Raw genomic sequence first — 26,164 nt, 5'->3', positions numbered from 1 at the left:
AGATTTGTCTACTTGCAAACTACTTTGAGTTTGCAACCACTCTCGAGCTTTCGATTTAGACTAAAATTTTGCCCGATCAAGTTTTAGCTGATTTGTTAGTGATGAAAAATTAGGCTTTGTTGCTTGACTTGCAAACTTCGACAAATAACCAAGCAGTTTCAATTACAAACTTACAATTATGGTAGATATTAAGTTCGCATACTGGATTCCCAACGTTAGCGGGGGGTTAGTAGTAAGTAAAATTCCCCAACGGACAGATTGGACTTATGAATACAATGCTCAACTGGCTCAGACGGCTGAAGAAGTTGGATTTGAATATGCTCTAGCACAAGCCAGATTTATCGCTAGCTATGGCGCTGAATACCAATTAGAGGCACTTACAACTGTGTCGGCTCTAGCTCCTGTCACCAAAAAATTGAAATTGATTGCAGCAGTTCATCCTGGATTGTGGCATCCGGGAGTAGTTGCCAAAATTGGTTCTAGCATTGATTTTCTCTCTAACGGCCGGTTTGCTTTGAATGTAGTTAGTGGTTGGTTCAAAGATGAATTCACTATATATGGTGAACATTGGTTAGACCATGACGAACGCTATCGTCGTTCAGAAGAATTTATCCGCGTTCTCAAAGGTTTGTGGACTGAAGATGAGTTTCACTTTAAGGGCGACTTTTACCGCATTAACGGCGGTTGGGTGAAACCTAGACCAATTAATCAGAATCCCCACCCGGAGATATTCCAAGGTGGTAACTCCAAAGCAGCCAGACGGATGGCTGGCCGCGTCTCTGATTGGTATTTCATGAATGGCAATACCATAGAAGGGGTGAAAGAGCAGATTGCAGAAGTATCTGAATTAGCTCGTCAAGCAGGACGCACAATTAAGTTTGGTTTGAATTCCTTTATCATCGTACGAGATACGGAAGCAGAAGCATATGAAGTATTGCGCGATATTATTGCTCAAGCTGATGTGGAAGCTGTCAAAGGATTTGGTGAAGCGGTGAAACAGGCGGGAGCTTCAACTCGTGAACGTCAGGGAATGTGGGCAAATTCCAATTTTGAAGACTTGGTGCAGTATAACGATGGTTTCCGATCGGGCTTGATTGGTACGGCTGAACAAGTAGCTGAAAAGATTCGCCAGTTCCACGAAGTAGGAGTCGATCTAATTCTTGGTGGTTTCTTACACTACACAGATGATTTACCAGCATTTGGTAAGACAGTAATACCAGTTGTGCGCGAACTTAAAGCTAATCGTCGGACAGCTGATGAGTTGGTTAGAGTGTAGATTAACAAGCAACATACTCTGTAGGAGCGGGTTTTGTGGATTGAAGCTGTTGTAGATAACAGTTATATCCGAACGGCATAAAAAAAACCCAAAGACTGTCTCATAGTAGTGGCGATTATGAGTGACTCAATCACAATCAAGGAGTTTTACTATGACATCAGTAATTAATACTGACCAGAAGGCGCATATTATTCGGGATGACAAAGAAGCGATCGCGATCGCTCACGAATTAGCAGCTGAGTTTGCCAAGGGAGACTCAGAACGCGACCAAAATCGGCGTTTACCTGCTCAAGAGGTAGAAAAGTTTTCCCAGAGTGGATTGTGGGGAATTACAGTCCCGAAAGAGTATGGCGGTGCTTTTGTATCAAATGCCACTCTAGCAGAAGTAGTTAAAATCATCTCCGAAGCTGATTCTAGCCTCGGTCAAATTCCCCAAAACCACCTCTATATGGTGGAAGCAGTCCGGTTGGATGGTACAGATGAGCAGAAGAAGTTCTTCTTTGATTTGGTTCTACAAGGTAAGCGCTTTGGTAACGCCTTCTCGGAAATTGGTACTAAGTCTGTGACTGATGTCCAAACAAAATTAACACCAGATGGCTCTGACTTCGTACTCAACGGACGCAAATACTACTCTGCTGGGGCACTATTGGCACATTGGGTTCCAGTGATTGCCAGTAATCCAGATGGTAAGACAGTGGTGGCATTTGTCGAAAGAGATGCCGAAGGATTAACCCTACTTGATGATTGGACAAGCTTCGGACAGCGTACCACTGCAAGCGGCACTACGATTATTGAAAATGTGAAAGTTAAGGCAGAACACGTAATTCCGCACTACTTAGCCTTTGAGAGGGCTACTCCAATGGGTGCGATCGCGCAAATCATCCAAGCCGCCGTAGATGTGGGAATTGCTAAAGCCGCAGTCCGTGACACCATCCACTTTGTTCGCAAGCATACCCGCCCTTGGGTTGACAGCAATTTAGAAAAAGGTTACGAAGACCCACTAACACTCTATAACTTAGGGAATGTCCAAATTCAGGTTCACGCTTCTGAAGCATTGCTGCGTCGTGCAGGCGAATTTCTTGACATCGCCAACGAGTCAGGCTTAGAAGAACCCAAGGTAGTTGAAGCATCGATCGCAGTTGCTGAAGCCAAAGCCTTAGCCACCGAAGCAGCATTACTAGCTACCAACAAATTATTTGAACTAGCAGGTACTAAGTCCACATTAGAGGAATTCAACTACAATCGCCACTGGCGAAATGCCCGCGCTCACACACTCCACGATCCTGTACGTTGGAAGTACTACGCTGTTGGTAACTACTTCCTTAATGGCGTCTATCCTCCGCGCCATCCTTGGTTGTAGTTGCAGCATTCTTTACTGGGGTGAAGCTTTCAGAATTAATATTTACTAGAATGCTTTACCCTGATAAATCCAACATTATTTAAATTGATACTATGAGCGTTGCGAACCCAACCCAAAGGCGAAGCATTTGGAAAAGCCAGCCATTTAAGGGACTCCTTTTCATTGCCGTAATTGCTGTTATTAGCTATATTTTTGAACTCATTTTTGGTCAAATTCTTCAGTTGAATGTGGGAACAAAGTTGACTTACATCACTATATGCTTCGTCTGGTGGCATATAGGTTTTTCCCTCAACGGCTATCCAGGTTCTCGCTTTTCTCCTACCCGATTTGGACGAGGAACAGTGAATTTAGTAGTGCTGTTAGCGCTAGTTTACATAACTGGAGAAATTTGGAAAATCATCTCTGCAAAAGCAATTCTCACTGATACACCTGTTGGCTTGTGGGGACAAACAGCAATCATTGCTGCCGCCGCCAGTTTATTCTTCTTTGACAATACGATTGTCACTACTAACGAAGTACGCAACTGGCATCCAGTTAGCGGCTTTCTCAACATCTTTTTTGCCATTTTCTTTATTGCCCCTGCCCTTACCTTTTTGCCGCAAATGTGGGGGCTTCAACCGTTTTACATTCCTTGGTATTGGTATCCTTGTTCGACGGTATTCGGCAGTTTCTTTGAACGTTGGCCTTTGAACAAATTGGAACTAGGAATGCCACGTTTGGGCTTACTCCATACAGGTATTATTTTGTTACTCACTCTGATTACAGAATTATTCCTCAAACAGCTAGGACTGGATTTATTTACAACAACGACAGGGCCAACCTTTGCAGCAATTTGGACAACTGTTGGTTTAGGATTTGTTTGGCAATTCAATATGTGGCCTTTCACAGAGTTGTCACAGCCCACAAAAGGCATAGTTGCATCTGTTGCTAGTTTAATAATTTCGGTCTTGTTGTACCTGCTGACACTATATCTGGTAGGTCAGGAAAATATTATCCAAGGGCTTTATTGGTGGTTTAATATCCTTTGGGTGCAAGTATTCTTAATGGCTCCAGGATTATATGATGGAATTAGCCTTTGGCAGGATGTACCACTACTAGTTGAAGAACAACCCCTGAGCTTAAATCGTGAAGGACGTTAAAATAATTCGTAATTCGTAATTCGTAGTTAAGAATTAAATTACGAATTAAGCATTAGTTAATAGCTGTGAAGTAAGTAAGAGGACGAGCTAAATAAACGAAAAAATTCTCAACTTTTAATCTTTGCATCTACAGCGTCTCTGCATCAGGACTTACGCACAGGTCACGGAAAATCAAACCACAGAGAACGCAGAGAACACAGAGGAATTAGAGTTAGAGAGGTTTTTTGCGTAAGCCCTATGCATGAAGAAAATTGATATTACTCAATCAGCAACGCCAAAAATTTTAACGTTGCTGAGATGATTTAAAACGTGAAGGTTGTCCTGAGAGTGCCAATTACCGCATCTTGATTGTCATTGTTTTGAGCAGGAGCCGTAATCCAAATTACGCCAGGGGTGATAGCAATATTATCTGTAAGCTGATACTTGTAAAAGCCTTCAATATGTAAGGATAAATCATTTGCAGGTTCAGGATTACCACCTCGATAAGGTTCTGCACCCACAAGAACGCCACCAAGATTGCCTTGTTTCCCTAAATCTGGGAATGCTAATCCTAAAGCATAGTACCAAATATCTGCACTACCACTACCTGCTAAATTTTTGGCGTTAGTGTAGCCAAAGAACCCATTGACTGCAAATCGAGGATTAAATTTATAAAAAGCTTCGACTCCGTAGGAGTTGGTAATCGTCCGCTCAAATGGAGTATTGGCTTGAGCTGTTCCGACCAGTGTAAAACCACTACCCAGGTCAAATATTCCTCCCCGATTTTGGTAAGCATTTACATAAGTCAAACCAATGCCAGAGTTCCTGTTAGGGTTCCATGCTATTTGTCCAAATGCGCTATATTGACCATTAAAAAAACCGCTATCGAGCTGAGGATTGGCATGATCTCCTGCTAAGTAAGCCAAGCTCAATACCAATCGGTCAGTTAATCGATAATTAAATCCTCCACCTGCACCACCACCAATACGATAGATCGGACTAGAGGAAGCAAATTCTGTCAAAGCGCGACCGCCGCCTGTGGCACTATCCAAATAGGGACTCAGAGTTGGAACAAAATCAAAATATACTCCGTTTACAGCTCCTATATAAGCATCGATTTTGCTACCAACGGGGAAATAGTAAGAAAGCCAATCTACGGCCAGATTGTTGTTACTAGGAGCAAGATTGAAGGTTTGCAAACCTTCAGCTGAACCACCAGGAAGCTGCAATAAAGTAGTGTTTCCAGTACTTAGACGAGTATATAAAGAGTCTTTACCTGTAAAGCTAGTTTTAAATACGAGGCGAACTCTATCTTGAAAAACTGTATTATCACCATTAACTGAGCCTTGGAAAGCATTCGTAATCACAAAGATGGCTTCAGTAGTAAGCTTTGTAGTTGTGGAAATCTGATTTGCTTCTAGTTCTGCGGTTCTAGGTTCTAAATTATCAACGCGACCCCGTAGAGTTGCTAGTTCAGTACTAAATTCTTTTTGCAGTCTTTGTATGGTAGTTAAGTCTTGTTTGGTAACTAAGTCAGATGTAGCTGTTGCAATTAGCTCGTTGATCCGAGATAAACAAGCATTTAAGCCTGCTGCAAATTCATAACGAGTGATGGCGCGGTTTCCCCGATAAGTACTGTTTGGATAGCCCGCAATACATCCATAACGCTCAACTAAAGACTGGAGTGCAATAAACGCCCAATCAGTTGGCTGCACATCTGAAAACTGAGATACAGAAGTCACCTGAGACATACTATTTGTCTGTTGGACATTTGCATCAGTATTGATTGCAGGAATTTTAGGCGTTTGGGCGATGATTATTACCGAGGCATTATCTCTGAAATTAGTGATCGCAATTGGTATATTTGTTTGAGTCTCAGTCCTAGCCACTAAATTTCTGTCTTCAGCATGAGCTGATGTACTAGCTAGCAAAGTAGCCCCCAAAACCATCGATTTTATGAATAAATTATGAAATGAACGATTGAACATTTCTACCACTCCTCATATTTTTAGTTTGCAAAATCTAGTGAAAGCCATCACACATTTCAGTGACTTGTCAAGCTAAAAAATCATGACTAGTCCTGATAATATTGAATCGATTTAACACTCGAAGTTTTTAACTAAGATTGCTACACTTCGAGATATAATTCTGGTACTTTTATCTGCATATTCAGTGTAAAAAAACTTGTGAGCATACAAATAGATTTATTGCACAAGTTAATCTATTTTTCAAGAGAATATTTATCTGCAAAATCACATTTTTTTTACAGAATAATCAGATTGGATCGGCAATTACCCATAAACTACTATATAATTATCAAATTTAGGTAGATTTTTGCCTTTAAATTAATAATATTGCATATATTTTTTATAAACACAAGTAGAATAGAAAACATATTTCAAATTATGATTTGGCTTTATTCTCAAGAAAATATTTTTTATTTGGCATTAATAACTGAGATAATTTAGCAAAAATTATTTTATTTTTGCTTGCTTTGTTAATTAATATATGCAATACTATTTTTATAGCAAAGTAGTGATGTGAAACTATTTGAAATTCAAGTTTTTTTAGCTATTTTTATAGTTACTTCTCACAATAAGGTTACAGGAGAAGTGGTAAAGTATGCAATTAATCGAAACGAAAGAGTCTCAAAATTATCTCGATCTAGCTAAGTCTTTAGGACAGGAATTTGCCCAAACTGCTGTTGAGCGGGATGCTAAAGGGGGAACGCCAAAGCACGAACGCGATCGCTTGCGCCAAAGTAACTTACTGAAACTGATCGTACCCACAGAGTATGGTGGTTTGGGGCAAAGCTGGATTACCGTTCTGCAAATTACCCGCGAGTTTGCTAAGGTTGATAGTTCCATTGCTCACGTCTTTTCTTACCACCATTTAGGTGTAGTAATTCCGCATATCTTTGGTTCGGCAGAGCAAAAACAGCGATATTACTCAGAAACTATTCACAATAATTGGTTTTGGTGCAATGCCCTCAACCCTTTAGATAAAAGAGCGACTCTGACACCGGAAAATGATTATTTCCGTCTCAACGGTATTAAAAGCTTTTGCTCTGGCTCTCAAGACTCGGATATATTACCGATTACTGCTATTCATCAAGAAACTGGTGAATTGAATATTTTGGTAATTCCTACCCAACGGCAAGGCGTTACTGTTCATCATGATTGGGATAATATCGGGCAACGCCAAACAGATAGTGGTAGTGTTACTTTTGAGAATGTATTGGTATACTATGACGAAATTCTTGGTAGTAGAGACAAACCCAGTCAACCCTTCAATACTATTCGTGCTTGCTTAACTCAATTGAATCTTGCTAATATCTACTTGGGAATTGCACAAGGAGCATTTGAAGCTGCTAAAATATATACTCGCACTAATACAAAACCTTGGCTGACATCAGGCATAGAAAGTGCAACCAAAGATCCTTACATCCTTCAGCACTATGGCAAAATATGGGTTGATCTGCAAGCAGCCTTGTATTTAACTGAGCAGGCGGGAGAATTACTACAAGCAGCTTGGGAAGAAGAATGGTCACTTACGGCACAACAACGGGGAGAATGTGCGCTCAGTGTCGCTACTGCCAAAGTCGTCGCAACTAGAGTCGGTTTAGACATTACCAACCGTATCTTTGAAGTTATGGGCGCACGCGCTACTGATGCAAAATATGGGTTTGACCGTTATTGGCGTAATCTCCGCACGTTCACTCTCCACGATCCAGTAGATTACAAAATTCAAGAGATAGGAAACTGGGTGTTGAATGATGAACTGCCAAAACCTAATTTTTATTCATAGTTTTATCTTTGCCGCATCTTTCTTAACATTCAACATTTCTGTCAGAACATTTATGTCTGCTGATACCTTTGCAAACGCTGATGCAGAATACCTGTGTGTAACTCAAACAAATGATTGTCGTAGTCGTAAAAATATAAGGAACGTCCTTCGCCTTCCACCCGGCTTCGACCTTCCTTCATATCAACCCCAAAATTTCTAACTTTAGCTGCGTAAAGTTCGTAGTCCTCTTCAGTTATTTTAAAAGCCACATGATTATAGGTTTTCTCTGCTAGAGCCTCACCTTCCATAATAGCAATCCATAAACCACCTATGAGAAAGAACTTTTCTTTCGAGATGGAGAAAGTTTGGTTACCGCTAGAATAAACTTCTTTGGCATCAAATATGAATGTGAGGAATTTTGTCATCCTCTCCAAGTCTCTCACAATGAAGGTAATATGGCTAATTCCTTGAATCATTTAAATCTGGAGACAGTGTTAATAAACTAATCAACTTTGCTCAAAAGAAGTAAATGTGAGAAACAGAAAAAACTCTTTCCCTACTCCCCACCTTCACCCGTCATTTTAGGGTTGGCAAACCACTAGATATACATAGCAAAGTAATCATTGTAAATTTCTGTATTAGTTATGACTGTGAGTTCTATTTGTTTCTGTTCTTCATCTGTTGCCGAACTCGTAGCCTGGTCTAAGCTTTCTTGAGGAATAAAATCACCACAGTATTCATTCGCAGGTACAGCTGCATTCATCTTTTGGGGATAACTCAATTTGAGATTATTCATGATGGTAATGAATTGACTACGGCTGCGATCGCTAAATCTAGGATTAAGCCGTTTTTCTTCGCCAATGGTGGAAACTGTGCGCCCTTTATAGTCATGGGCAGGATATACCTTGGTATCATCTGGCAAGGTGAATAAGCGTTGTGTCACTACATCGTATAGAGTTCCAGCATCGCCTGCCTGAAAATCTGTGCGTCCACAACCACGAATAAATAAGGCATCACCACTTAACAGATGGCTTTTGTTCACCAAATATGCTATGTGACTGGCGCTGTGTCCTGGTGTGAAAATTGTTTCGATGATTACCGATCCCACCTCTAGAATTTCGCCACCGACAAGGGAGCGATCAGCTTTTGTCACAGCAGTATTCTGGGGAACAATTACCTCACAGCCTGTTTGTTGCCTGAGTTTGCCTGCTCCTGTAATGTGATCGGCATGAAGGTGAGTTTCTAGACAATATCGTAGCTTTAATCCCAATTCATCCAATGATTCCAAATCGCGGTCAACTTGCTCTAATACAGGGTCAACTAGAACAGCATCTCCTGTCTGCTGATCGGCAATTAAGTAAGTATAACTACTAGTTGCAGGGTCAAAAAATTGCCGAAATAGGAAAGTTGACTGCGGTATCTCTGCACTGCGATTAGCTACGCTAGGGGGAACGCCATCGCTTAACAAAGGCATCATCGGAATCGGACGCACACGTACTGGTAGCGACTGCAACAACGTATTAGATAGTTCCTGCGCCTGTTTCCGTAATTCTGGAACAGCAATAGTTTCCCACAAGTCACCCTTGCGCGGAGTTCCCAAGGTATAAAGCAGCGTCGAAACGTTACCGTCTGCTGCATATAAAGCACCGTGGGTATCTGTATCTAATCCTAAACCGATGGTATTGGGGCGAATTAAATTCTGCGATCGCAAATTAGTAATCAAAGGATGAGGCGATCGGCGATAATCTGCTGCTACCCCTGTACAATTCACCACCCGGCGGACGTGCAAGATATGATTAGTTTGGGTTTTGCGCTGGCAGACGGTCACTGCTACACCGTCCGGCAAAGCTTGATATTCCTGAATCCGCCCGGCAGAAATGGTGAGTTGACCAGAATCTAGCATTTCAGTTACAACATCCGCCACTTTTGGGGCAATGCGGTGACGATGCACATCCCAATAGGGTGTCAGATGACGCAAAAAACGTTGCTGTTCTTCTGTCGGTAGTTTTTGCCAGATTTTCTGAATCATGGGACGCAGAGAATCAATTACTGCTCGCCAGTCGTAGCCTTGGGTAGCAGCAATTTTCACCTCGGCACGCAAGCGACGTAACCAGGAGCGCACACTTTTTGGTGAATTTTCTGGGGTCAAGAAACAGGGATAAGGTTGAGCCGCTTGATGTTTGAGGGGAAATAATCCGCGTCGGGACACAGCATAAATTTTGCCGCGATGTTGGCGATCATTCAGAGATAAAACCATATCCACCATCGTCAGTCCCGTACCAATTAGCAACACAGATGCATCAGCATCAAGGTCTGTTAGGGCATCGGCTGACCAAGCATTCCGTAGATAACTTTCATCATTACTGTTGGCGTTTTGTATGGCGGGGGGTGCAGAAGGTGAGTTCCCTAATGCCAACACAACTCTGTCTGCGACAAAACAGCGACCACTACGCAGAGAAATCATTGCGCCTTTTTCTTCAGGCTGTACCCCTACCACTTCATCGGTGAAGCGTTCTAGTCGCACATCACTAGGTGCTGTGGCTTCTGCTTCTGCCAAAACCGATTGAATGTATAAACCATAGACCTTACGAGGTATGAAGGTACTGGCATTGACTTCTTGGGGCAAAAATGCTTTTAACTCATCGCGGTTGTGCTGAAGCCAACGTAACAAATGCCCCGGGTCATGGGCAAATGCACTCACGTTGCCTGCCGATACATTCAGCAAATGACAGTTGGTATCTGTGCTGTAGGCAATTCCCTTGCCAATTTGATTACTGCGCTCAATCAGCTTAATGGTGAGGGGTTGACTGGCAGTTTTCAATAGGTGGGTAGCGACTAGAGAACCACTAAAACCTCCGCCAACAATAGCGATCGTGGTTGGAGTATGGGCAGTTAAAAAACTCGGGTTCATGGCGGTCTTAGTTAGAATCAATAGTTACGCTGATTTCATCAAGTCTTTTTACTGGAACTAAATGCTTTTCCAACCCAGCTAAAAAAACTTAAGATTAGATTGATTATAAATTCTTATATTACTCTAATTTGAAGCATTAAATACATTTTTTTGGTAAATTAACCGTAGTTTTGGATTACACAGTAATCATCTTTGTACCAAAAGATTGTTATGAAAGGATTGAAGACACTTTTCTCAATCATCGCCTTGCCATGTTTTGCTCAGAAAATAGGCATAACATTGACAATAATATGCCAAAACTAGCATACTTAAGATATGAGTTCATCGTTAAAACTAGTTGAGTGGGTTGGAAGTTCGCTTGAGGATTTGAAAGAGTTCCCAGAGAAAGTAAGGCAAGTTGTAGGTTACGCTCTGTACTTGGCACAATCTGGTGAGAAACATCCTTCGGCTGAACCACTCAAAGGATTTAAGGGTGCTGGAGTGTTAGAAGTTGTAGAAGATTTTGATTGAGATACGTATCGAGCTGTTTATGCTGTAAAGCTTGCAGGTGTAATTTATGTTTTGCACGCTTTTCAAAAGAAATCAAAACAGGGTATCGCTACACCAAAGCAAGATGTTGATCTGATTGAGAAAAGACTTAAACGAGCAAAAGAGCATTATGCAGAAAACTACAGCCAGCAGCAAGGTGAGCAAGAATGACTGAGGAAATTAAAATACAAGCGAGTAACAGTAATATATTTGCCGATTTGGGCTTAGAAAACTCTGATGAATTGCTTGTGAAAGCTGAACTTGTACGCAAGATTAGCAACATTATTACCATGCAACAAATGACGCAGGCTGAAGCAGCAGAACTGTTAGGAATTGATCAACCAAAGGTATCTGCTTTAATTAACGGAAAATTATCAGGCTTTTCAACTGTACGGTTGTTTAGGTTCTTGAATGCGTTGGGTCAAGATGTAGAGATTGTAGTGACAAGCAAACCTCAATCTCACTCACAAGCTAGAACAAGGGTTGTGGCTACATGATAGGTTGGTGATGTGATACAACTTATCAACAGAATCGGTACAATTCATGTCTGGGAAAATTCTCAAGATATTTACAGTTATGTTCAAGAAACAGAACATTTAAATGAGCAAGATATGCTCTTTTGGAGATTTTATCTTGATCTTCACAACTTAAATGTCATCAAGCTCTCTCTTTTTCGTGCGTCTAGCAAAGGAACCAAAAAATATATCCTTTTGTGAGTACAACCTTGGAAATTTATCGTCTTTGTAAGGAAACGAATAAATTTGAGATAAAAGCCAATCTCTACTATTTCTAGCTAACTTAGTTTCATCTGAATCTAGGTTGACATAATCGATCACGAAAACATTGAAAGCTTCGTTGACTGTTCTAACCATTTTTCTTAGAAGGTGTTGCAACTCGGAGGATTACTCCACATTTAGCGTTTTGCTTGGTTTGTGAATGCTCAATGTGAATTTCCTGAAATCGTAGCTTCTGAATGAGTATATGTGTACTAATAAAAGGTAGAAATAACCGTACTGAGCAATATTTCTGACTTGTAGAAAATCTTGTGATCGCGTCTTACAGATAACATTCAGGTTATAACCCTACTGATTCCTAGAAGCATAGCTATCTATTTTACTGAATCCAAAGTAAAAAAAATACTATACCGAAGATATTAGTACGTAATAAGACTTGATTTTATATGAACTACTATGATAATCTTTCTTTATTCATAAACTACAGTTAATCAATAAAGTAATCGTAGTATAATAGATACACAGCTTGCATCAAACGGGAATCACCCCTTATGCCAAAAGATTGGTATGAATGGCACGACCTATATGACACTGAGCCAAAATTGCAGCAGCGTCTAGAAGTTGTACAGGAATATATTGCTTACAGCCTGAATACGTCGCCATCTGGAGCTATTCGTGTGGTAAGTGTTTGCGCGGGTGATGGACGAGATTTATTAGGAACTTTAAAAAATCACCCTCGAATAAATGACGTATATGCACGACTTGTTGAACTTAGCCCCCAGTTAGTTGAGCGTGGACGAGCAAGTATAGAGTCTTTGGGTTTAGCCAAGCAAATTGAGTTTATCAATGGTGATGCAACTCTTGCCAGTAACTATGTAGGAGCAGTACCAGCAGATATCGTAATTGTGTGTGGTGTCTTTGGCAATCTGGCTGATGAGGCTGAACTCAATCGCTTACTAGATAACCTGAGTTTTCTGAGTAAAGCAGGTGCTTTTGTCATTTGGACTCGTGGACACTCCAACGGTATTACCTACTCTGAGAATGTGCGGAAAATTTTAAGTGCATCTGGATTTGAGCAAGTGAACTTCAAGCTTACGGCTACAGGAGATATGGGTGTTGGTCTTCATCGATACCTTGGTGAAAATTTGGCTGCACCCAAAGAGCAACAGTTATTTGTGTTTTCCGGCATTCCTAGTAAAGCGAGGTAAAAAATGTCTATTCAAAACACAGTGTCAACTTGGGAAGAAGTTTTAGAAACTGCTAGAAAAAATACCTCTGTGCGTAGGGTAAAGAGGCCGGGACAATCTCCTTCTACTGCACCAATACCCAGCAGTTTACATAAACTTTCCCCAAACACAGAACCGCCAATCTTGCTTTATCGAGATACTAATTCCTGGTGTCCTTTCTGCGAGCGAGTTTGGTTTGCTCTGGAAGAAAAGGAAATTCCCTTTGCAACGGAGTTTATTGATTTAAGTAATAAACCCAAATGGTACACTGACTTAGTTCCCACAACCCTTGTCCCAGCAGCAAAAATTGAGGGTAATTTAGTATATGAATCTAAAGATATTCTCTTGGCTTTAGAACAAAGGTTTCCACATCCAGCATTATTGCCTGAGAATTCAGAGGAAAATGCTGTTGCTAGGCAGTTGGTTGAAGACGCTGAGACTAACGTTTTTAGAGAGATTGCTTACAAATTTCTCAGGGAAGCACCTGTAGATGCTGATGAGTTGGCAAACTTACAAGCAGCATTTGAGGCGAAGTTAGATGAACTTGAGCAAGCTTTGGCTAAATATGCTGGCCCTTACTTTGTAAGTACGTTTAGCTTAGTAGACATTCTGTATAGCCCCCATCTAGATAGATTGGCGGCTAATTTACCTGTGTATCGGGGATATCACCTCAAAGGAAATCCTCGCTTTCCTCGCATTAATGCTTGGTTTGATGCACTTAATCAGCGTCCTGCTTATCACAGGGTAAAGTCGGATAATATCACCAACAATTTACTTTTGCGTCGCAGATGGGGTGTAGAACCGATTGGAAATCCTTTACCTCTGGATGTAGCAGATAGTGAGAAAATTCAATATCGCGCAGAAGCGGCTGAGAGATTGAGCGATAATCGGGAAGTTGCGATCGCAGATATTATCAGAAATTCTGGAGTCCAAGCTTTAGCCGCAGATGGTGATTTTACCACAGTTAAGGACGCTGTTGATTTTCACCTGCGACAACTGGCTGATTATCTTATTCATGGCAATAGCAAAACTTTACCGGGTGGTCGGACTGGTGGTAAAAATAGCAGTGTTGATCCCATCTTCGCTGCTGTGGGGGCTATTACTTTGGCATATTTGAGAAATCGCATCTGCGCCCCCCGTGATATGAGTGCTGGTGCAGCAACAGCGTTTCGAGCAGCGATAGATAAATTGTTGACATCTGTTTATTGAAGGCAGAAGGTGTGAGTAACTTTTACTCAGCACTCTAAAACACTGTTTGACGTAGTTCTGGAAATACTTTAGAGACTTTATTCAAAAGATAATCGCCATAAGTACCGTGAAATTGGTGGACACTGGCTTTATCCCAGCGCTCGCTTTTATCATCATTCACTACTATGTCATTCAGTTCAATGGATTTGACTTCAACGTTGAAGTTGGGATCAAAGAAGAAGGGAAATGACAGGCGATTACTTGTTGATAGGTTTTGAACGCGGTGAGGTGTTGAGCGATACAGTCCTCGTGTCATGCGATCAAGCATATCACCAATGTTGCATACGAATGAACCAGGAATAGGAGGTGCATCTATCCAACCAGACTTTGATTTTATTTGTAATCCACCCACATTATCTTGTTTGAGTATAGTTAATACTCCATAATCAGTATGTTCACCAACACCCCATTCAGATTTAGATGATGAATTAGGAGGGTAATTGAAAATCCGAAATAATATCAATGGGTCTTTTGTATAACTGTCTGCAAAGTAGGATTTTTCTAACCCCAAACTCAGAGCAATACCAACCATTAGGATGTGTCCAAGTTTGGTCATTGAGTCTATATAATCCAGCACTGTTTCCCTAAATTGGGGAATATTGAATGGAAAAAGATTGCGACCATGCATTGGTATACCAGCTTTCACAAGTGGGTGGTCTTCTTCTAGTTCTGCACCGAAGTAAATACCTTCTTTTAAGTCAGGTTTACCTGATGTCAACTCGTTACCTACGGGGAAATATCCTCGCCATGCTTGACCACCAAGAGCCATACTAATCTTCAGTTTAGTTTCTACATCTTGCGTGAAGAACTGTTGACTCAGATGTTCTAGTTGTTCTTGTAGTTGTTCATCAACTCCATGTCCGACGATATAAAAGAAACCGAAATCTTGGCACGCTTGTCTAATTTGGTCTGCAACTACACAATAAGAATTGTTAGTTTGGGAAATCAACGCACTAATATCAATGACGGGAACTTTTGAAAATTCTTTGTTTACAACTTGTAAGATTGTCATACTCAGTTGTTTATAGTCATACTTAGACTAATAACTAGGTTACACAGAAAATTATATCAATAACCATAATGTTGGAAATTATGACGATCGCAACAGCATCAGTTGACCAATTAATTACAGAAAATGCTTATGACCACATCTTTGAGGTGACAGTTACAGGAGAGATTGTTTGGGAATATGTTAATCCCTACTTTGCGGTTCGGAATCTAGGTGAGAAGTCAGCAGTAGCTAGTGAGGAACAAAATTCAGTCTTCCGTACCTTTCGTTATGCACCTGAAGAAGTGTCTTGGCTTTAGTTCAATTTTAGATTTTACATTTTAGATCGAATTAATTTCCAAAGTTAATAAACCATATAAAAAAATGACTAGATATAAAAAGTTGCTAATTACATCTTATCTGGCTCCCAATTGGTTTGGATTATATCAGGCGATCGCAGCTTATTTAAGTCGTGTTTTAAAAGTAGAAGTCCAACTACAGCCAGGTGAATATGACCCCTTAGAAGATCCCCTGTTATTACAAGACAAAATAGACCTAGCTTTTATTTGTGGATTACCACTAATTCGCTATAGCCAAATAGTTTCAAATCAATTTCAGACATTAGTTGCACCAGTAATGCAATCATCACGATATAGCAACTCCCCTATTTACTATGCAGATGTAGTTGTCAATGCTAATAGTAATATTAAAAAGTTTACAGATTTAGCAGGGAAAACATTTTGTTATAATGACCTTGGTTCTAACAGTGGTTATAATTTACTCTGTTATAGATTAATTCAAGAAAGATATCCTGAAAGTTTTTTTGGCAAAATTCTACAATCAGGTTCGCATCAGCATTCAATTAGCTGGGTAGTTGAGGGATTGGCAGATTGTGCATCAATTGATAGTGTAGTCCTAGAACAGGAATTAAAAGATTTTCCCGAATTATTACAGCATTTGCGTGTGGTGGAAGTGTTGGGGCCTTCCCCGATGCCACCTTTAGTGGTAGCACAGCGTCTAGGTATATTTTTAATTCAGCAAATGCAGTTGGCGCTACTCCAACCAGATGCAGAGTTGCAAAGAGTGATGGAACAGTTTGGAGTCAAACGTTTTGCCATAGTGGACTTAAAAGACTATCGGATATTAAATCAGATTTATAGCGCTCGCTCTTGTGTTAGCTTGTCGTGATATAGTAGGGACTTTTCAAAAGTATTATTTTTCATAGCACTTCCAATCAAATTAGCCAATCTGAATTATGCAGTTATTGATTAAATTTATTTTATTGGCTAACAACTCTACCTGCGTATTTAATTTTTTCTAAACTCTTTTTGAATTATTCATAGTCAGCTTAAGCTTATTGAGAACTGAAAACGAAAAATGAAGGTTTTCAAGCACATTTTCCGAGAAGAAGTAGGGATTATTAGAATAGTGGGATTGGTTCAAGGACAAGGCATTTCCATACACTTTCCCAAATAATAATCGCTGTGCATGACTCCCTCCAATCTCATGCAAGCGTGGTAAAACAGGTTTCAGTTCTGCAACAGTCGTGTGGAAATCGCCTTTGGCATGAGCTATCATGCCTCTAGCTGCGGGAATTGCTACTTCGATCCAACTTTGTCGCAGAAAGGGATTAATAGTCAAAGTGTGATACTGCATATTCTGAAGCATTTGGTTCACCCAATCATGGTGTCCGGCTTTCGTAAGGGCATAAACATAATGCAAATCCTGAAATGGTAATGCGTGTTCATCAATCCGGCTGTAAAGATAAGGACTGATGCTTTGCCAACGGTTTTCTACATTTACACCGCGCAATTCTAGGCGCAATAATAATGAAATTGCTCCTACTTGGTCTTTGGGAGATTGTTTGTTGGCACATTCCCAAATATGCGTATCATAAAGTTTGAGAACTTTTTGGTAGTTTTCTAACTGCAAATAATATAGTGCAATGTGCCACCAGTTGTGAGTGTAGAGCATGGAGTTGCAGTTTTCCCAAGTGTATGCAAAACTCTCCATCCAAGCTATCCCTTCATCAATTCTTCCCTGAGTTTCCATGACATGAGCGATCGCATGATGCGCCCAAGGATCATATCTATTTAAGGCGATCGCTTGACGTGCCATCTTTTCTGCTGATTGGAGTTGATGACACTGTTCTAAACCAAATGCCACCATGCCTAATAAATAATGGTTTTCAGGATTGCTTAGTAAAACTTTTTGGGCGATTTCTAGTAATTTATCATTATTGCCTGTATAAAAATAGTGATATTGTCCCTGCTGAACAGAAATTAAATCACGGGGAAACCGATTAGTAATTTCCTCATGAATAGCGATCGCTACATCAATCTCTTGATTTGCCCAAGCTGAAATTGCTTGCACATATAACTGTTCTCTGAGGGTAATCTTGGTACAATACTGTTGTGCAGTTTGCAGATATGGTAAAGCTCGCTGCCAAGCCTTGCGGTTTTCTTGGGTGAGATAATAAGCAGCCGCATAAGCATAAGCTAATGCACAAGTCGGATCTGCTGCAATTGCTTGTAAAATTACTGTTTCTGCATCTTTACCATAACCAAGCATCTGATCGATAAAACAGTTAATTGCTGCGATCGCATTGGCTGAATCTGTTGTAACTACTAGTCCTTGTGCATCTTTAAGCATTATTAATTTCTTGCAGCAAGATTTGTGAAGCAAACTTAAACTACGGTAAGTCTATAGGAATAATGAACTTAATAGCTAAAGTATGTCATAGCTACCACAAAATTACAAGTATTTAAATACTGTAAGTTTATAGAATAACCGTATTTAGTTGTTGCAGAGGTATTGCTTTGCTTAACTGGCTTAGTCTAAAAGGGACTACTTCGACTACGCCCAACTCTACCAAAGGCTGCGCCCTAAGCGTAGCTATGCCGTAGGCTTTACGACTAAGCTTAGGACAATTCGCAGTTCGACTGCGCTCACCGTAAACTCAGTACAAGTGCCCAATATGCACATTTTGTCGCACCTTTACTAACAGCTAATTTGTATTCAGTAAAATAGTTGTCTAATAAGGGTTTCAGGAGTTTGAGCCAGTAAAAAATTTTTTGCCTAAAGTCAGACCTAGCAATTAATTCAGTATTCTTAAGATTTACTTGATGAATAGACTTTAAACAAGCTGTTTGAGATCATAAAACTTTGTATCCTAAATTAATAGGTCTTAATTAATAATTTTTTAAAACTGGTGCAAGAAGATTTTAGGCTAATTATTGATTTAGTTTTAGTTTTAGGCATTGCCGCCTGCGGTGGATTGTTGGCGGCACTTTTGCGACAACCCGTGCTGCTAGGGTATCTTATTGGCGGGATGATTATTGGCCCAGCCGGACTGGGATTGATTAAAGAACTTATTCAAGTAGAAACTCTGGCACAGTTCGGTGTCGCTTTTTTATTATTTGCCTTGGGTGTGGAATTTTCCTTTGCAGAACTTAAGAAGGTAAAAGCGATCGCTCTTGGCGGAGGTGGACTCCAGATTACTTTGACGATTTTGGTCACAGTTGTGGTATGCGGGTTAACCGGAGCCTGGGGAGCCTTACCTGCTAAGGGCATGTTTTTGGGGTGTATTCTGTCCTTGTCTTCCACGGCGGTTGTCCTCAAGTGTTTGATGGAAGATAACGAAACAGAAACGCCCCACGGGCAAGTTATGCTAGGGATTCTGGTAGTACAGGACTTGGCATTGGGATTAATGTTAGCAGTCTTACCAGCCCTTAACCAACCAGCAGAAACTATTGGCATCGCCGTGCTAACAGCACTGCTGTGGATTGGTTTATTCGCTGCGGGTGCAATAGCTGCGGGGATTTGGCTGATACCGCCTTTGTTGCGACTGTTAGCCCGTACTGAAAGCAAAGAACTATTTTTATTAGGGGTTGTAGCTCTATGTTTGGGCATTGCCTTGTTAACAGAGCATTTAGGGCTGTCAATTGAAATGGGGGCATTTGTCGCGGGTTTGATGATTTCTGAGGTGGAATACGCCGATCAAACCCTGACTTATGTCGAACCACTGCGAGATATTTTTGCCAGTTTATTTTTCGCTGCCATTGGCATGTTAATCGATCCAGTCTTTTTGTGGAACAACTTAGAATTGATTTTGGGGTTGGTGGCAATAGTTTTTGTAGGTAAATTTTTGATTATCACGCCCCTAGTTAAGCTGTTTCGCTACCCTTTGAAAACAGCGATAATCGCTGGTTTGGGACTAGCACAAATTGGGGAATTTTCCTTTGTTCTCGCTAGTGAAGGGCAAACTTTGGGGCTGGTGTCCAGACAAATATACTTATTAATTTTGGGAACCACCGCAGTTACTCTCATGCTTACTCCCTTTGTCCTGCGATTAGTACCATTTTTATTTAACTTTGCCGAATCAATGCCCTGGTTGAAACCGTATTTAGAAGAACAAGAGGCGCGGGATGTGTCGGAAGATTTGCCCTTCAAAAACCATGTGGTAGTCTGTGGCTATGGGCAAGTTGGCAAAAATTTAGTAAAGTTGTTGCTGCAACATGACCTGCCTGTGGTAGTAATCGACCAATCAGAGAGTAGAATTCAGCAGTTGCGTGAGGCTGGGGTGTCTTATGTCTATGGCAATTGCGTGAGTTTACATGTTCTAGAAACTGCCGACGTGAATCATGCCAAAGGAATGGCGATCGCACTTCCAGACCCCATAAGTAGCCGTCTTTGCTTGAAACGCGCTCTGGAATTGCGTCCAGAATTAGATTTGGTTGTCCGTGCTAACCAGGATAAAAATATTGAAGTGCTGTATCAATTGGGAGCGAAAGAAGTTGTGCAACCAGAGTTTGAAGCTAGCTTAGAAATGGCAACTCATTTATTAACTAGCTTAGGCTTGTTGTCGCCAGATGTCGTGCAAGAGCAAATGCAGCAAATCCGCAACGATCATTATTTAGATTTTCGCCCAGAGCGTTCTGCTACTGAAGTTGCTCGTGATTTGCGCCAAGCAACTCGCGATCTAAATCAGCGCTGGTATCCTCTACCAGCTGATTCGCCTTTAATTGGCATGAGCATAGAAGAAGCAGATATGCGCTACTTAACAGGAGCGAGTTTGATGGCAATTCGCCGCGCTAACGGCGATGAAATCGATTATCCCAATAGTCAAACCAAATTGGAAAAAGGCGATCGTCTATTAGTAGTGGGAGCAGATGAAGAACTGGCAGCTTTGGCAGAATTCGCTAAGGGACAAGCTGCTGTTCCCGGAGAGAATAGTGCTTGCCAGTGGGTTACAGTTAATGCAGATACACCAACGCTGGGTAAAACCCTTGCAGATTTAGATATCAGCAAGCAATATGGAGTACAAGTACAGGCAATCCGGCGAGATGGTAAGTTTATCCGCTATCCTGATGGCGGTATGGAATTGCGAGTTGGCGACCAAGTATTGTTATGTGGTAACTTAACAGGTCTGAGTCAACTGCAACAGTTATTTGCGATCGCCAATTCAGTACCCCTTACTATCCCAGTGGTGAAAGCTGCTGAGGCAGAAGCGCTCAAAGAGTTTCTGCCTGTGGATAGAGTGACTGATTAAGCTTTAAAACTCCCCTAGTTGATAATCAAGCGCAAGTAAGCGGCTCAATCCAGCGATCGCGCCTTTAAAATGGTAGTGACTTGATCATATCCTTCTAGGATAGGACTTACGCACGCTCTACGAATTCTTCTCTACGAGACGCTGCGCGTTGGCAAAAGCCTCTCGTAAAGAAGGCGTTTTTGGCGTCTTCTCTGCGGGACGCTGCGCGTTGGCGGAAGCCTCTCGCAGAGAAGGCGGTTCGATAAATTAAGCTTTTCGGCGATTTTTGCGTAAGTCCTGTAGGATAATGTAGCTTTTGATAATATTAAGCTTCAAAATGTTGTATAAAAATTTGCACTTTTTATCTAAAGTATCTGCTAATCTACTCTGTAAACTTTTAGGACAGCCTAGTGTTAGTAATTTAGAAATTCAACTCCATGATCAACAAGTTCAAATTCAGCAGCTAGAAAAGCAAGAAAGGGCACTTTACCGAGTTATTAGCAAAATTCGAGCTTCTCTTGAGTTAGAAACAATTTTTCGTACAACCACTAAGGAAACTTGCAAGTTACTCCGCGTCGAGCGGATTGCCGTTTATCGTTTCTATGAAAATTGGGGTGGAGAATTTGTCAGCGACTTTGAGTTTGCAGAGACTGGATGGGATGATGTAGAAACATTAGGAAAAAATACAGTTTGGAATGACTCTTATCTACAAGAACATCAAGGTGGACGGTATCGTAATAATGAAACTTTAGTTGTTTCAGATGTCTACGCAGCAGGCTTGTCTCAATGCCATTTAGAAATTTTAGAACAGTTCCATATTCGAGCTTATGCAACTGCATCAATTTTTGTTGGAAAAAAACTGTGGGGAGTGCTTGCTGCTTATCAGCATTCACAACCACATGAATGGAAAAAATTAGAAATTCAGTTTTTGTCTCAGATTGCAACGCAGCTAGGATTTGCAGTTAAACAAGCAGAATTTTTAGCTCAAGCAGAACAAAAAGCAGCAGAACTGTATAAAGCGAATCAACAGCAGGATATTCTGTTTAATTTAGTTGCTGAAATTCGTGAATCTCTGAATCTAGATACTTTGTTTAAGACTACTGTACGAGAAATTCGTAAGGCTCTCCGTAGCGATCGCGTCAGTATTTTTCAATTTGACTTGGAATCGAACTATACCTCTGGTAAATTTGTCTCTGAGAATGTATTGCCTGACTACGATTCTGCGATCGCCATCAAGGTAAAGGATGATTGTTTTGCTGAACAATATGCAGTTGCTTATCACCAAGGGCGTATACAGGTAGTATCAGATATTTATCAAGCTGGGTTAAAGGATTGCCACATTCAACTGTTAGAGCAATTTCAAATTAAGGCACAAATTGTTGCACCTCTAATGAAAGGAAAAACTTTATGGGGATTACTATGTGTTCACCAGTGCGATTGTTCACGCCAGTGGAAAAAGTCGGAAATTCAATTTATCCAACAGTTAGCAGCTCAGTTTAATGTCGCTTTAGAACATTCTGAATTATTAGAGCAATTCCGCTCTCAAGCTAATCAACTTGCTGAAGCAAACCATGCTTTAGAACTAGCAAATTATCAGCTAGAAAAACTTAGTAAGCTAGATGCTTTAACTCAAATTGCAAACCGTCATTGTTTTGAACAATTTTTAGAGCATGAATGGAATCGACTAAGATTAACTGAAAATTATTTATCCTTAATTTTATTTGATATTGACTATTTCAAGAATTATAACGATTATTATGGACATCTGGTAGGGGATGAATGTTTAATAAAAGTTGCTCATGCAGCACAAGCTGTATTAAAGCGTCCTACCGATCTATTGGCTCGTTATGGTGGTGAGGAATTTATTGTCATTTTACCAAATACGAACGAATCGGGTGCTATTAAAGTAACTAAGTTGATTCAAAAATCTATTCAAAACTTACAGATTTCCCATAAAAAGAATAACTTTCAATATTTGACCGTCAGTTTAGGCGTTGCGATTGCTATACCATCAGATAAAAGTTCAGTTCAAGACTTAATTAATGCAGCCGACAAAGCTTTGTATAAAGCTAAAGAACAAGGACGTAATAGGTGGGTTTGTGCTGCAACACTCTAAGTCCAGTGATGAGGAATAGGGATTAAATCAGTGAACAGTGAATGAAGAGGAAAAGGGGCAGGGGGCAGGGGGAGAGAAAGAAATTAAGTGTATTGTGTGATATTTAAGTAGCTAAAATTACTAATATTTTCTCTTTGCTCCCCCTGCTCCCCCTGCTCAAAAAAGCTTATTGGACGACGATCTCACTTTTTAGCGTTGCTCCCCCCTAACTTACTTTCGGCTTGATGTATGCGATCGCTTGTTTCCAAACGGTGGTTTGCTGACTGTTTTCATCCGCAATACAGATACACTGTGGATCTTGCCATAAAACCTTTCCTGTCAGCACATCACCAGTCAGCACCTTTAACTCTACTGGCGTTGTTTGTTTAATCAGGTTTTGGACTTGTATAATACTGGGCAAAGTGGTGTCAAATTCGGTAAGCATTTTTAGTAAAGATGAACTTACAAGGCAAAATAAAGAGTAACTAATCCTTGATAATTCATCCTTGAAGAAATGGCAATCGAATTTACTAAGTATCATGGTCTAGGCAACGACTTTATTCTAATTGACAATCGCTCGTCATCTGAGCCTGTAGTGACTCCAGAGCAAGCTATTAAATTCTGCGATCGCCATTTTGGTATCGGTGCTGATGGTGTAATTTTTGCCCTACCTGGAGAAAACGGCACAGACTACACTATGCGGATTTTTAATTCTGACGGTTCAGAACCAGAAATGTGTGGCAATGGCATTCGCTGTTTAGCTGGTTTTGTAGCAGACTTAGAAGGCGAATCCCGCAATCAAGACTCATATCGTATTCATACTTTGGGTGGTGTAATGACTCCCCAACTCTTATCTGATGGTCAAGTTAAAGTAGACATGGGTTTACCCAGGTTACTCGCTAGCGAAATTCCGACTACTCTTGCACCCGCTCAAGAAAAAGTAATTTCTCAGCCGTTGGAGGTGGCGGGGCAAACTTGGGATGTTACCTGTGTAAATATGGGAAATCCCCACTGCATTACCTTTGTGGAAGATGTAGCAGCAATTGAGTTAGAAACCATTGGCCCGAAATTTGAGCATCACCCAGTTTTTCCGCAACGCATAAATACCGAATTTATTCAAGTGGTACGCCGTGACTATTTGAAAATGCGGGTGTGGGAACGAGGCGCTGGGATTACATTAGCTTGTGGTACTGGTGCTTGTGCTTCCTTGGTAGCTGGAGTATTAATAGGGAAATGCGATCGCACCGCCACTGTAGAATTACCTGGTGGCCCTTTGCAAATTGAATGGTCAGAAATTGACCAACGAGTTTACATGACAGGCCCGGCTGAAAAGGTATTCACGGGTAAACTGTAATCGATTTACTGTTGGCATTACTCAAGTAGTAGTGCCATTATTTATATTAAGCTTTTTGAGTTGATATAGCGTTAACAAGTAAACTTAACCCAAGGTATTGACCCATAAATAAATTTACTTGCTCTGTACCTTATTCTTTCTGATCAGCTAATAGGCAATGTAAACCAGAAAGTTGCTCCTGCATTCAATGCACTATTAATACCAATTTCGCCGCCGTGAGCATGGATGATTTGCTTACACAGATACAACCCCAATCCCAAACTTACAGAATTGCGGATACTTGCACCCCGAAAGTAAAGGTCAAAAAGCCGATCGCTTTGTTGTTGAGTAATGCCCACGCCGTTATCACTAACAGTACAATAAATCATTTTATCTGCATGGGTAGCGTTAATTGTCAAGAGCAAACCAGGGGCATTATGTTTCAGAGCATTGACAATTAAGTTAGAAAAAACTCGCCATAGTTGCGTAGGATCTGCATTTACTAATGGCAAATCTGCGGATACCAGATTTGTCAGCTTGGCTTGATTTTGCTCTAACAATGGCTCTAAATCTACGATCGCAGCTTCGACAACTGTCAGTAATTGTACGGCTTGACGCTGCAAAACAACACCTTGCACCTCGCTGATATGAGCTTCCATCAAGGAATTAATTAAATTAAGTTGGCGATCGCTACTTTGAATCATCCGCTCTAAAATTGAGCGTGAAACAGGGATTGGGGATTGGGAAGAGACTTCTTCAATAATTCCTCCTTGTCCCCAATCCTCAGTCCTTAAACCCTCGCTATTCAACAAATTTTTCAGCACCATTAAAGTACCCAGCACTGGGTTACGTAAGTCGTGGGAAACTGCATGAAAAAATACTCGTAGTTCTTCTTCAGCTTGTTTACGCTGAGTAATGTCTTCAATCAAACCTTCGTAATAAAGCAGTTTAAGATGTTCGTCACGCACTGCGTAGGCTTTTTCTGAAATCCAGACAATACTTCCGTCTCGGCGATAAATTTGGGATTCAAACTCGGAAACGCTGCCATACTTTTCCATTAGACGCACAAATTCTGCACGGCGGTTTGGATCAACGTACAATTGTTCAATGACAGTAGAATTTGCTGTTACTTCTTCTGCTAAAGAGTAGCCATAAATGCGTGCTAAAGCCGGATTTGCTGTAATGTAACGTCCATCGGGACTGCTTTGAAAAATCCCTTCAACGGCGTTTTCAAAAATGCTGCGATATTTAGCTTCTGCAACCTTGAGTTTTTGGTAAGCAGATTCCAGTTCTTGACGGGCGTAAAATTCAGAACGTTGCAGGCGATCGTACAAATAAACACCGATATCGCATATAGCACAAAACCAAAAAATGTATAAAATGAACGTTACATTATATATTCCTGGGTGGTCGGGGATTGGTGTTTTTAGCCCAAGTGCCGTATTCACACCAAAATAGTAAATCAGCACACTTACTTGAGTCAGCAAGTGAAGAATCCAGCAGACAGGTACCAATACAGCTTGGCTTAAGAATAGCAGCGACCAGCCGATGGTATCAGGTAGCGCGAAACCTGTAAGGGTTGCAAACAACTGTGATGCTAAACTAATTGACCAAGAAGACCCCAAAAATAATAAATCTGGACGATCGCGACCTAACTTAGTTTTATGTAAGGCAAAGCAGATTAGTATACTCAGCAACATGGAAATATTAATTACAAGGCGCTGAGTTTTAAGTACTTCTGGCAGATACTGCAACTCTGCAAAAGGAAAAAACAAGCCGTAAATGTCTCGCAAAATAAAAGAGAACAGACAAATCAGTGCCAGCCATAACCATAAACGCAATCTCTGCCACAAAAAACGGTTACGCCAATCTCTGTAGAGAGTAGTGGTTTGATCTCTTGTTGGTGCAGAAAAGGTTTGTCTGTACCACCTTTGCACTATTGTAAACGGAGTAGCCATTAGCATCCGAGCAACTTTGCCCATACCTTGAGGGTGTTTCCCTAACTCAACATTGCCATAAATAACACCCTCT

The 26,164-nt window shown here is 40.8% G+C and carries 20 protein-coding genes and 1 pseudogene; 14 read left to right on the top strand and 7 right to left on the bottom strand.

Annotation, left to right across the window (positions count from 1 at the left end):
* The first annotated feature begins 178 nt into the window (after positions 1-178).
* From sfnG to V7L20_RS32100, 3 genes are all read left to right on the top strand, one after another.
* Entirely contained in the window at positions 179-1,276 is a 1,098-nt protein-coding gene (sfnG, locus tag V7L20_RS32110; RefSeq protein ID WP_334747961.1) for a dimethylsulfone monooxygenase SfnG, read from the top strand.
* A gap of 151 nt (positions 1,277-1,427) precedes the next feature.
* A complete protein-coding gene (locus V7L20_RS32105) occupies positions 1,428-2,636 on the top strand; it encodes an SfnB family sulfur acquisition oxidoreductase (RefSeq protein WP_334747960.1) in 1,209 nt (402 codons plus the stop codon).
* A gap of 92 nt (positions 2,637-2,728) precedes the next feature.
* Positions 2,729-3,775, top strand: coding sequence for a hypothetical protein (locus V7L20_RS32100; RefSeq protein ID WP_334747959.1), 1,047 nt, complete (start codon positions 2,729-2,731; stop codon positions 3,773-3,775).
* Between the two features lie 302 nt (positions 3,776-4,077).
* On the opposite strand, the gene V7L20_RS32095 is transcribed toward V7L20_RS32100, so the two are convergent.
* On the bottom strand, positions 4,078-5,742 hold the full coding sequence (locus V7L20_RS32095) for an iron uptake porin (RefSeq protein WP_334747958.1): 1,665 nt from the start codon (positions 5,740-5,742) through the stop codon (positions 4,078-4,080).
* A 634-nt stretch (positions 5,743-6,376) separates the two neighbouring features.
* Here V7L20_RS32095 and V7L20_RS32090 point away from each other — a divergent pair.
* Positions 6,377-7,561: an acyl-CoA dehydrogenase family protein gene (locus V7L20_RS32090; RefSeq protein ID WP_334747957.1), complete on the top strand. Its 1,185-nt coding sequence runs from the start codon at positions 6,377-6,379 to the stop codon at positions 7,559-7,561.
* 50 nt (positions 7,562-7,611) lie between these two features.
* Here the strand turns inward: V7L20_RS32090 and fosX are convergent, their stop codons facing one another.
* Together fosX and V7L20_RS32080 are read right to left on the bottom strand one after the other, a co-directional pair.
* A complete protein-coding gene (gene fosX / locus V7L20_RS32085) occupies positions 7,612-8,016 on the bottom strand; it encodes a FosX/FosE/FosI family fosfomycin resistance hydrolase (protein ID WP_334747956.1) in 405 nt (134 codons plus the stop codon).
* A gap of 122 nt (positions 8,017-8,138) precedes the next feature.
* On the bottom strand, positions 8,139-10,451 hold the full coding sequence (locus V7L20_RS32080) for an FAD/NAD(P)-binding protein (RefSeq protein ID WP_334747955.1): 2,313 nt from the start codon (positions 10,449-10,451) through the stop codon (positions 8,139-8,141).
* Between the two features lie 315 nt (positions 10,452-10,766).
* Here V7L20_RS32080 and V7L20_RS32965 point away from each other — a divergent pair, with 315 nt between their 5' ends.
* The 5 genes and pseudogenes from V7L20_RS32965 (at position 10,767) to V7L20_RS32060 (ending at position 14,148) form a co-directional block, all read left to right on the top strand.
* Complete coding sequence (locus tag V7L20_RS32965; RefSeq protein WP_442943673.1) at positions 10,767-10,961, top strand: hypothetical protein; 195 nt, start codon at positions 10,767-10,769, stop codon at positions 10,959-10,961.
* A 12-nt stretch (positions 10,962-10,973) separates the two neighbouring features.
* Positions 10,974-11,150: pseudogene (locus V7L20_RS32960) on the top strand (type II toxin-antitoxin system RelE/ParE family toxin); the annotation flags it as partial.
* Positions 11,147-11,476, top strand: a complete 330-nt coding sequence (locus tag V7L20_RS32070) for a helix-turn-helix domain-containing protein (protein WP_334747954.1) — start codon at positions 11,147-11,149, stop codon at positions 11,474-11,476. The pseudogene V7L20_RS32960 and the gene V7L20_RS32070, both read left to right, overlap by 4 nt.
* 788 nt (positions 11,477-12,264) lie before the next feature.
* Positions 12,265-12,921, top strand: coding sequence for a class I SAM-dependent methyltransferase family protein (locus V7L20_RS32065; protein WP_334747953.1), 657 nt, complete (start codon positions 12,265-12,267; stop codon positions 12,919-12,921).
* Positions 12,922-12,924: 3 nt separating this feature from the next.
* Positions 12,925-14,148, top strand: a complete 1,224-nt coding sequence (locus tag V7L20_RS32060; protein ID WP_334747952.1) for a glutathione S-transferase family protein — start codon at positions 12,925-12,927, stop codon at positions 14,146-14,148.
* Positions 14,149-14,182: 34 nt separating this feature from the next.
* On the opposite strand, the gene V7L20_RS32055 is transcribed toward V7L20_RS32060, so the two are convergent.
* Positions 14,183-15,199, bottom strand: a complete 1,017-nt coding sequence (locus V7L20_RS32055) for an isopenicillin N synthase family dioxygenase (protein WP_334747951.1) — start codon at positions 15,197-15,199, stop codon at positions 14,183-14,185.
* A gap of 68 nt (positions 15,200-15,267) precedes the next feature.
* Here V7L20_RS32055 and V7L20_RS32050 point away from each other — a divergent pair, with 68 nt between their 5' ends.
* Positions 15,268-15,495, top strand: coding sequence for a hypothetical protein (locus V7L20_RS32050; RefSeq protein ID WP_334747950.1), 228 nt, complete (start codon positions 15,268-15,270; stop codon positions 15,493-15,495).
* Between the two features lie 64 nt (positions 15,496-15,559).
* Positions 15,560-16,363, top strand: coding sequence for a phosphate/phosphite/phosphonate ABC transporter substrate-binding protein (locus tag V7L20_RS32045; RefSeq protein WP_334747949.1), 804 nt, complete (start codon positions 15,560-15,562; stop codon positions 16,361-16,363).
* A gap of 129 nt (positions 16,364-16,492) precedes the next feature.
* Here the strand turns inward: V7L20_RS32045 and V7L20_RS32040 are convergent, their stop codons facing one another.
* Positions 16,493-17,827 (bottom strand): tetratricopeptide repeat protein, encoded by a 1,335-nt coding sequence (locus V7L20_RS32040; RefSeq protein WP_334747948.1) that lies wholly within the window; start codon positions 17,825-17,827, stop codon positions 16,493-16,495.
* A 559-nt stretch (positions 17,828-18,386) separates the two neighbouring features.
* On the opposite strand from V7L20_RS32040, the gene V7L20_RS32035 reads away from it, so the two are divergent.
* Positions 18,387-20,726 carry a cation:proton antiporter gene (locus V7L20_RS32035; protein WP_334747947.1) on the top strand — a complete coding sequence of 780 codons (2,340 nt, stop codon included), beginning with the start codon at positions 18,387-18,389 and terminating at the stop codon, positions 20,724-20,726.
* Between the two features lie 316 nt (positions 20,727-21,042).
* Positions 21,043-22,821: a diguanylate cyclase domain-containing protein gene (locus V7L20_RS32030; protein WP_334747946.1), complete on the top strand. Its 1,779-nt coding sequence runs from the start codon at positions 21,043-21,045 to the stop codon at positions 22,819-22,821.
* Positions 22,822-23,026: 205 nt separating this feature from the next.
* On the opposite strand, the gene V7L20_RS32025 is transcribed toward V7L20_RS32030, so the two are convergent.
* A complete protein-coding gene (locus tag V7L20_RS32025) occupies positions 23,027-23,245 on the bottom strand; it encodes an Hfq-related RNA-binding protein (protein ID WP_334747945.1) in 219 nt (72 codons plus the stop codon).
* A gap of 69 nt (positions 23,246-23,314) precedes the next feature.
* Here V7L20_RS32025 and dapF point away from each other — a divergent pair, with 69 nt between their 5' ends.
* Entirely contained in the window at positions 23,315-24,154 is an 840-nt protein-coding gene (gene dapF / locus V7L20_RS32020; RefSeq protein WP_334747944.1) for a diaminopimelate epimerase, read from the top strand.
* A 143-nt stretch (positions 24,155-24,297) separates the two neighbouring features.
* Here dapF and V7L20_RS32015 read toward each other — a convergent pair whose 3' ends face one another.
* On the bottom strand, positions 24,298-26,091 hold the full coding sequence (locus V7L20_RS32015) for a PAS domain-containing sensor histidine kinase (protein WP_442943675.1): 1,794 nt from the start codon (positions 26,089-26,091) through the stop codon (positions 24,298-24,300).
* Positions 26,092-26,164: the final 73 nt, after the last annotated feature.

It is taken from the genome of Nostoc sp., assembly GCF_036916735.1.
Taxonomy (GTDB): domain Bacteria; phylum Cyanobacteriota; class Cyanobacteriia; order Cyanobacteriales; family Nostocaceae; genus Nostoc.
The sequence above is the reverse complement of the archived record's forward strand: the minus strand, read 5'-3'. Positions and strand labels throughout refer to the sequence as shown.

Bases quoted from the DNA above. Each gene is read 5' to 3' on its own strand.
- sfnG (WP_334747961.1), top strand. From the start codon at position 179: ATGGTAGATATTAAGTTCGCATACTGGATTCCCAACGTTAGCGGGGGG.
- V7L20_RS32105 (WP_334747960.1), top strand. From the start codon at position 1,428: ATGACATCAGTAATTAATACTGACCAGAAGGCGCATATTATTCGGGAT.
- V7L20_RS32100 (WP_334747959.1), top strand. From the start codon at position 2,729: ATGAGCGTTGCGAACCCAACCCAAAGGCGAAGCATTTGGAAAAGCCAG.
- V7L20_RS32095 (WP_334747958.1), bottom strand. From the start codon at position 5,742: ATGTTCAATCGTTCATTTCATAATTTATTCATAAAATCGATGGTTTTG.
- V7L20_RS32090 (WP_334747957.1), top strand. From the start codon at position 6,377: ATGCAATTAATCGAAACGAAAGAGTCTCAAAATTATCTCGATCTAGCT.
- fosX (WP_334747956.1), bottom strand. From the start codon at position 8,016: ATGATTCAAGGAATTAGCCATATTACCTTCATTGTGAGAGACTTGGAG.
- V7L20_RS32080 (WP_334747955.1), bottom strand. From the start codon at position 10,451: ATGAACCCGAGTTTTTTAACTGCCCATACTCCAACCACGATCGCTATT.
- V7L20_RS32965 (WP_442943673.1), top strand. From the start codon at position 10,767: ATGAGTTCATCGTTAAAACTAGTTGAGTGGGTTGGAAGTTCGCTTGAG.
- V7L20_RS32070 (WP_334747954.1), top strand. From the start codon at position 11,147: ATGACTGAGGAAATTAAAATACAAGCGAGTAACAGTAATATATTTGCC.
- V7L20_RS32065 (WP_334747953.1), top strand. From the start codon at position 12,265: ATGCCAAAAGATTGGTATGAATGGCACGACCTATATGACACTGAGCCA.
- V7L20_RS32060 (WP_334747952.1), top strand. From the start codon at position 12,925: ATGTCTATTCAAAACACAGTGTCAACTTGGGAAGAAGTTTTAGAAACT.
- V7L20_RS32055 (WP_334747951.1), bottom strand. From the start codon at position 15,199: ATGACAATCTTACAAGTTGTAAACAAAGAATTTTCAAAAGTTCCCGTC.
- V7L20_RS32050 (WP_334747950.1), top strand. From the start codon at position 15,268: ATGTTGGAAATTATGACGATCGCAACAGCATCAGTTGACCAATTAATT.
- V7L20_RS32045 (WP_334747949.1), top strand. From the start codon at position 15,560: ATGACTAGATATAAAAAGTTGCTAATTACATCTTATCTGGCTCCCAAT.
- V7L20_RS32040 (WP_334747948.1), bottom strand. From the start codon at position 17,827: ATGCTTAAAGATGCACAAGGACTAGTAGTTACAACAGATTCAGCCAAT.
- V7L20_RS32030 (WP_334747946.1), top strand. From the start codon at position 21,043: ATGTTGTATAAAAATTTGCACTTTTTATCTAAAGTATCTGCTAATCTA.
- V7L20_RS32025 (WP_334747945.1), bottom strand. From the start codon at position 23,245: ATGCTTACCGAATTTGACACCACTTTGCCCAGTATTATACAAGTCCAA.
- dapF (WP_334747944.1), top strand. From the start codon at position 23,315: ATGGCAATCGAATTTACTAAGTATCATGGTCTAGGCAACGACTTTATT.
- V7L20_RS32015 (WP_442943675.1), bottom strand. From the start codon at position 26,091: ATGGCTACTCCGTTTACAATAGTGCAAAGGTGGTACAGACAAACCTTT.